4 protein-coding genes and 2 pseudogenes are annotated in these 6,006 nt (G+C 69.2%); 2 read left to right on the top strand and 4 right to left on the bottom strand.

Annotated elements, in window-relative coordinates:
* Positions 1 to 422, top strand: a pseudogene (locus D7Y13_RS37140) (serine protease); the annotation flags it as partial.
* A gap of 24 nt (positions 423 to 446) precedes the next feature.
* Here D7Y13_RS37140 and D7Y13_RS37135 read toward each other — a convergent pair.
* Positions 447 to 1,034, bottom strand: a complete 588-nt coding sequence (locus D7Y13_RS37135) for a DUF2378 family protein (RefSeq protein WP_120586194.1) — start codon at positions 1,032 to 1,034, stop codon at positions 447 to 449.
* Between the two features lie 369 nt (positions 1,035 to 1,403).
* On the opposite strand from D7Y13_RS37135, the gene D7Y13_RS37130 reads away from it, so the two are divergent.
* Positions 1,404 to 3,509: a M4 family metallopeptidase gene (locus D7Y13_RS37130; protein WP_120585353.1), complete on the top strand. Its 2,106-nt coding sequence runs from the start codon at positions 1,404 to 1,406 to the stop codon at positions 3,507 to 3,509.
* A gap of 72 nt (positions 3,510 to 3,581) precedes the next feature.
* Here the strand turns inward: D7Y13_RS37130 and D7Y13_RS37125 are convergent, their stop codons facing one another.
* The 3 genes and pseudogenes from D7Y13_RS37125 to D7Y13_RS47290 all read right to left on the bottom strand — a co-directional run.
* The gene (locus D7Y13_RS37125; RefSeq protein ID WP_120536505.1) at positions 3,582 to 4,892 is read right to left on the bottom strand and encodes a M18 family aminopeptidase; all 1,311 of its coding nucleotides are present in this window, start codon (positions 4,890 to 4,892) and stop codon (positions 3,582 to 3,584) included.
* A 12-nt stretch (positions 4,893 to 4,904) separates the two neighbouring features.
* Positions 4,905 to 5,738 (bottom strand): hypothetical protein, encoded by an 834-nt coding sequence (locus D7Y13_RS37120; RefSeq protein ID WP_167508813.1) that lies wholly within the window; start codon positions 5,736 to 5,738, stop codon positions 4,905 to 4,907.
* Positions 5,707 to 6,006, bottom strand: a pseudogene (locus D7Y13_RS47290) (hypothetical protein); the annotation flags it as partial. The pseudogene D7Y13_RS47290 and the gene D7Y13_RS37120, both read right to left, overlap by 32 nt.

Here is a 6,006-nt window from a genome sequence, read left to right as displayed (position 1 = left end):
TGTCCGCGCTGGATGCGCCCCGGCAGCGCGCCACCCGCGTGCGCCACGTGCCCCAGCATGCCGTGAACCTGCTGGAGGGCTGCGCCACGCCCGCGGTGGAGTCCGTGGCCGCCCTCCTGGGCCACGCCATCAACGTGGGCGCCCCCGCCTACAACCGGGGGGACGTGGAGGGCTGCTACCGGCTCTACGCCCACACCGCCGAACAGCTCATCGACGAGCGCGGCGACTGCCCCGGCGTCCAGCGCGCGCTGCGCGACGGCCTGCTGCGGTGCGAGAGCCTGCAGGACGCGGAGGACCGCGCCTGGGCCCTGCGCGACACCTTCGACGGGCTGATGGACGTCATCGGACGCTGGCGCCAGGCCCGGCCGTCCCAGCCGCCGTCGCTCACCCGGCGCACCCCGCCCAAGACGTACCTCAACTAGAGGGGGCGGGGCGCGGGGACAGCCTCAGGGTTCGTCCCAGCGGATCCGCAGCGAATAGCCCTGGGACGCGCGCTCCAGCACGTCCACGCGCGGCAGCACCCGCGTGCGGCGCAGCACCTGCTCCACCACGCCCGCCACGAAGTCCGGCAGCGGATCCGCGTCCACCACCATGGCCCGCCACTCACGCGCGCGCCGCGCCTCCAGCAGCAGCCTCATGTCCTCGCGTCCCGCGCGCAGGTACGTGGGCAGCCGCGACAGGCACCGCTCCGCGCCCAGCAGCGGCGCCGCCGCGGCGAAGATGCGCCCCACCAGCGTCTGCGCGAAGCCCTCCACGTAGTGGTTGCCCAGCACCCGGTTGGCCTCCTCGCTGCCCAGGCCCGGACACGCGTGCCGCCGCGCCACCGCCAGCGACGCGCGCCACACCTCCAGGGAGAAGTACTCCTCCGCCTCCTCCGCCTCCGGGTCGTACCCCACGTCCCGCAGCGCCTGGGCGAACGGACCCGACGGCCGCAGCGCGTGCTGAAACAATCCCTCGAAGTTGCGACGCGGCACCTGCACCGCCATCAGCGGGAGCCGTGGCTCCCCCGTCGTTTCCTGAATCCAAGGCTCCATGCGCCAACCCCCCCAGGGTCCAGCCCCCGCCCATCCCGGCCGGGAAACCATGCATCAGTGTATCAGTCACCCCGTCCACGCCCGCCAGGGCCCCTTTCCACCACGGCGGATTTTTCCAAGAATTTCCGGCCTTTTTTCACGCCATTAAACACTCGAATTGTGACGGCCTGCGTCGGGGATTCCAGGAGTTCGGGTCGGGCAGGACCCCAACTGCAAGTAAAATCGGCGTGTCAACCGACGAAATCACCGGAACTCAACCATCTGTATTCATTGTTTTCTGGGAAGACGCGTTAACTTTCGCAACCCATCGGAAACTCTGAAGTTGGCTCATGCGAGAATCCTTCATCCCCCTTGCAGTGTGAGTGACCCATGAGCATTCGCCGCACCGAAGGTCAGACTCCCGTAACGCTCCGTCCCACCACTGAGACCGCGAAGGCCCCGGCGAAGGCGCAGAACGTCCTGCGCGTGAAGGACGGCTTCGAGTCCGTCAAGGGCGTGGCCGGTGCCAACACCGCCGCGGCCGTCGTGCCTCCCACGACGACGTCGACGCAGGGCGCGGCCCCGGGCCGCCTCGCGCTGGACAGCAAGGAGGCGCAGTCGGCCATCCAGACGTCGCTGAAGCACCTCACCCCGCCCCTGACGGCGTCGTCGCTGCTGGCGGCCAACAAGTCCGGCCCCACGCTGGCGCCCAAGAGCGTCGAGCGCGATGAGCTGGGAATGACGCACGTGCGCCTGGATCGCGTGCACGAGGGCGTGAAGGTGTTCGGTGAGCAGCTCATCAGCCACCTGGGCACGGACGGCAAGGTGTCCAGCGTCACGGGCGAGCAGAACCCCATCCCCGCGGGCCTGGGTTCGCAGAAGCCGAAGCTGGCGCCGCAGCAGGCCATCGACATCGCGAAGAAGGAGCTGGGCGGCAAGGCCGACAAGCAGCCCTCTTCCGAGCGCGTCATCTACCAGGACCAGGCCGGCAAGTACCACTCGGCCTACCAGGTGGAAGTGACGCAGATCGCCGGGCAGGAGAAGCCCAAGAAGCAGAACTACATCATCGACGCCAACACGGGGAAGGTGCTGGAGAGCTTCAACAAGATCGGCGGCTACTCGCGTCCGGCGGCCGCGGACACCCAGCAGACCACGGTGCTGGCGACCCCGAACGCGCCCATCCCGGACCTGGGCAAGGCGGAGTCGAAGGTCACCGTCACGAACGACATCACGGTTGACTCGCTGAAGCTGGACCTGGACATCAAGCACACGTTCAGCGGCGACCTCACCATCAGCCTGACCAGCCCGTCCGGCAAGACGGCCGTCGTGCAGAGCCGCAAGGGCGGCAGCGCGGACGACGTGAAGGGCTCCTTCGACCTGTCCGCCTTCAAGGGTGAGTCGGCCAAGGGCGAGTGGACGATCACGGTCGAGGACAAGGCCAAGCGCGACACGGGCACCCTGCAGTCCTGGGGCCTGACCGTCACGGGCAAGGGCAACACGCCTCCCCCGACGGACCCCGTGAGCACGGCGGACGACCAGTCCATGTACAGCGGCCACGTCGACCTGAAGACGACGAAGAACGCGGACGGCACGTACTCGCTGGAGGACTCGACGCGCGGCAAGGGCGTGGTGACCTACGACGCGAAGAACGCGTCCACGGCCAGCGGCCAGACGAAGATCACCGACAACAACGACAAGTGGGGCGAGGCCACCGACCCGGCGCGCGCCAAGGCCGGCATCGACGCGCACTACGGCGCGGCCATGACCTACGACTTCATGAAGAACGTCCTGGGCCGTGACTCCATCGACGGCGCGGGCGAGAAGCTCGTCAGCTACGTGCACGTGAAGAACAACTACGTGAACGCGTTCTGGGACGGCGAGAAGATGAGCTACGGCGACGGCGACGGCAAGAACGCCGGCCCGCTCACCACGCTGGACATCGCCGGCCACGAGATCGCGCACGGCCTCACCGAGCGCACCGCCGGCCTCATCTACAGCGGCGAGTCCGGTGGCCTGAACGAGTCCTTCAGCGACATCATGGGCACGGGCGTGGAGTGGTACGCGGCGCAGAACAACCCCGAGGCCAAGTGGAACTGGACCGTGGGCGAAGCCGCGTGGACGCCGACGAACGGCGACCCGAACGACGGCCTGCGCTACATGAACGACCCGACCAAGGACAACTACTCGGTCGACAACTACAAGAACTACCCGAAGCAGACGGAGGTGCACGGCTCCAGCGGCATCTCCAACAACGCCTTCTACCTCCTGGTGGAGGGTGGCAAGAACCGCACCTCCGGCCTGGAAGTGAAGGGCGGCGTCGGGATGGAGGACGGCCTGAAGATCTTCGGCCGCGCCCTCACCACGTACATGACCCCGAAGACGACGTTCGCCCAGGCCCGCGAGGCCACCATCAAGTCCGCCACGGACCTGTACGGCGCGGACTCCAACCAGGTCCAGAAGGTCAAGGACGCCTGGACCGCGGTCGGCGTGAACTAGTCGTCACCCAAGCTTCCTGAAGCACTCCGAGGCGGGTCCGGTGTCGAAACCGGGCCCGCCTCTTCCTTTGCGTCAGGCGAAGAAGCGCGTGAGCACCGCCACCATGCGGGCCACGTCGGACGCGGCGGCCATCTCCCGGATGGAGTGCATGGAGAGCATGGGGTTGCCCACGTCCACCGTGCGGATGCCCAGCTGCCCCGCGGTGATGGGGCCAATGGTGCTGCCGCAGCCCAGGTCCGTGCGGGTGACGAAGTGCTGGGGCGTGACGCCGGCCTCCTTGCACAGCGCGGCGAAGTGCGCCCACGACTCGCCGTCCGTCGCGTAGGACTGGTTCACGTTGCTCTTGATGACCGGGCCGCCGCCCAGCTGCGGCTGGTGCTTGGGCTCGTGCATCGACGGGTAGTTGGGGTGCACCGCGTGCGCCATGTCCGCGCTCACCATGAACGAGCGGCGGATGGCGCGGTGGAACGCGTCCGCCTTTCCGTCCGCGTGCGCCTGGACGATGCGCTCCAGCAGGTCCTTCAGGAACGGCGACGCGGCGCCCTGCGCGCTGCGGCTGCCGCACTCCTCATGGTCGTAGAGCACCACGCCGCAGGTGGCCTCGCGCGGGCCGCCCGGCGACAGGAGCGCGGTGAGGCCGGTGTGGCAGGACGCCAGGTTGTCCAGGCGGGGCGCGTGGAGGAACTCGCCGTGCAGGCCGGAGCGCGTGGACGGCTGCACGTCGTAGAGGCACAGGTCGTAGCCCAGCAGGTCGTCCACGGCCGCCGTCACGCCCTGCTTCGCCAGCTCCTCCACCAGCAGCGCGCGCAGCTCCGCGGGGCCCGCGCTCTCCAGGCCCAGCACCGGCACCATGTGCTCCTGCGGGTTGAGCTTCAGGCCCTCGCTGTTGACGGCGCGGTTCAGGTGGATGGCCAGGTTGGGCACGCGCAACAGCGGCCGGCGGAAGTCCACCAGGTGGTGTTCGGGGCGGCCGTTCTTCAGCACCACCACGCGGCCCGCGAGCGACAGGTCGCGGTCCGTCCACGTGTGCAGCAGCACCCCGCCATAGATTTCCACGCCGAGCTGCTGGTAGCCGTGGCGGTTGACGGGCGCGTTCGGCTTGAGGCGCAGGTTGGGGGAGTCCGTGTGCGAGCCCACCAGCCGGAAGCCGGTGGCATCCACCGGCTTCGTGCCCAGCTGGAAGGCGGCGATGCTCGTGTCGCCGCGCACGACGAAGACCTTCTCGCCGGGCTTGAGGGACCAGGACTCGCGTTCGTCGAGCGCGCGGTAGCCCGCGTCGGTGAGGCGGCGCGCCGTCTCCCGCACGGCGTGGTACGGCGTGGGCGACGCGTCGATGTACTGGAGGAGGTCTCCGGCCTGCTTGTCGGTGTCGGTGGGGCTCATGGGCCCGGCACGCTAACCCCGTCCGGCCTCCATGCCACGTCCCACTGTCGTTCCCTGGACAGGCAGCCGGGCGCCCGCCGGCAGGATGGTGGAGGAGGCGCGCGTCTTCGGCCCGGCATCCAGGAAGGTCCCCAGGAGCACCCAGCGGCGGGCGGCCTCCTCGCGGGCCTTCTTCGCGACGAGCGGCGTCGTGTAGTGCCAGAAGGGCAGCCGGTACACGGTGATGCCGCCCACGGTGCTGACCTTCGTCAGCTCGGAGAAGTGCCCGTCCTTCGCGTACACGAGGAACTGGTGGTCCACGGCGGGCATCGTGAGGCTGACGTGCATGTCCACGTAGCCGTGGCGCGCGTCGTCCTCTTCCGGGTGGTGGTCGGTGTGAGGGCCCGTGTAGTCGCCGGGGCTGTAGCAGAGCGTCTGGATGCCCCACCCCCGCTTGAGTGCCCGGCCGCTCACCGCCGCCGCGAAGCCCGCGAACGTGTCCGAGCGCAGGAGCGCCACCAGCCCCAGCGCTTCCGCAGCGCGCCACGAGCGCGAGCGCCGGCTCTCCAGCAGCGCGGTGCGAACGCGCACCGTCTTGGGCAGCGCCTCCGTGTAGTTCTCCACCATGCCGGAGATGGAGTCCTCCGGGATGGGGTCCTCCATCGTCACCAGCGTGTCGCGCATCGCCGCGTCCAGCGCATCGCGGACCTGCGACGCCTTCTTCACGTCGATGACGCCTTGCAGCGCGATGAAGGGACGCGTGGGGTCCAACAGCGCGCCGCAGGTCTCGGAGTCTCGACCTTCGAGAATGCGACGACCCTTGGGGGTGAGCAGGTCAGCGAACTGGGTGGGAAAGCGCGGGGCCATGGCGCGCACCATAGCGGCCCGGATGCGGAACGCACGCGTCAGGGAGGCCAGGCACCGGGGCGAGGCAACTCCCCTGCTCGCCCGGGCGATAATCCGTTACTCCGAAATCCAGGGTAGAAGGTGACCATGACGTCCGTCCGCCGCCCCCCCAGCGCCGGCTCTCCAGCAGCGCGGTGCGAACGCGCACCGTCTTGGGCAGCGCCTCCGTGTAGTTCTCCACCATGCCGGAGATGGAGTCCTCCGGGATGGGGTCCTCCATCGTCACCAG

This window comes from Corallococcus praedator (assembly GCF_003612125.1).
Classification (GTDB): Bacteria; Myxococcota; Myxococcia; order Myxococcales; family Myxococcaceae; genus Corallococcus; species Corallococcus praedator.
This window is presented reverse-complemented; position numbering and strand designations above follow the sequence as displayed.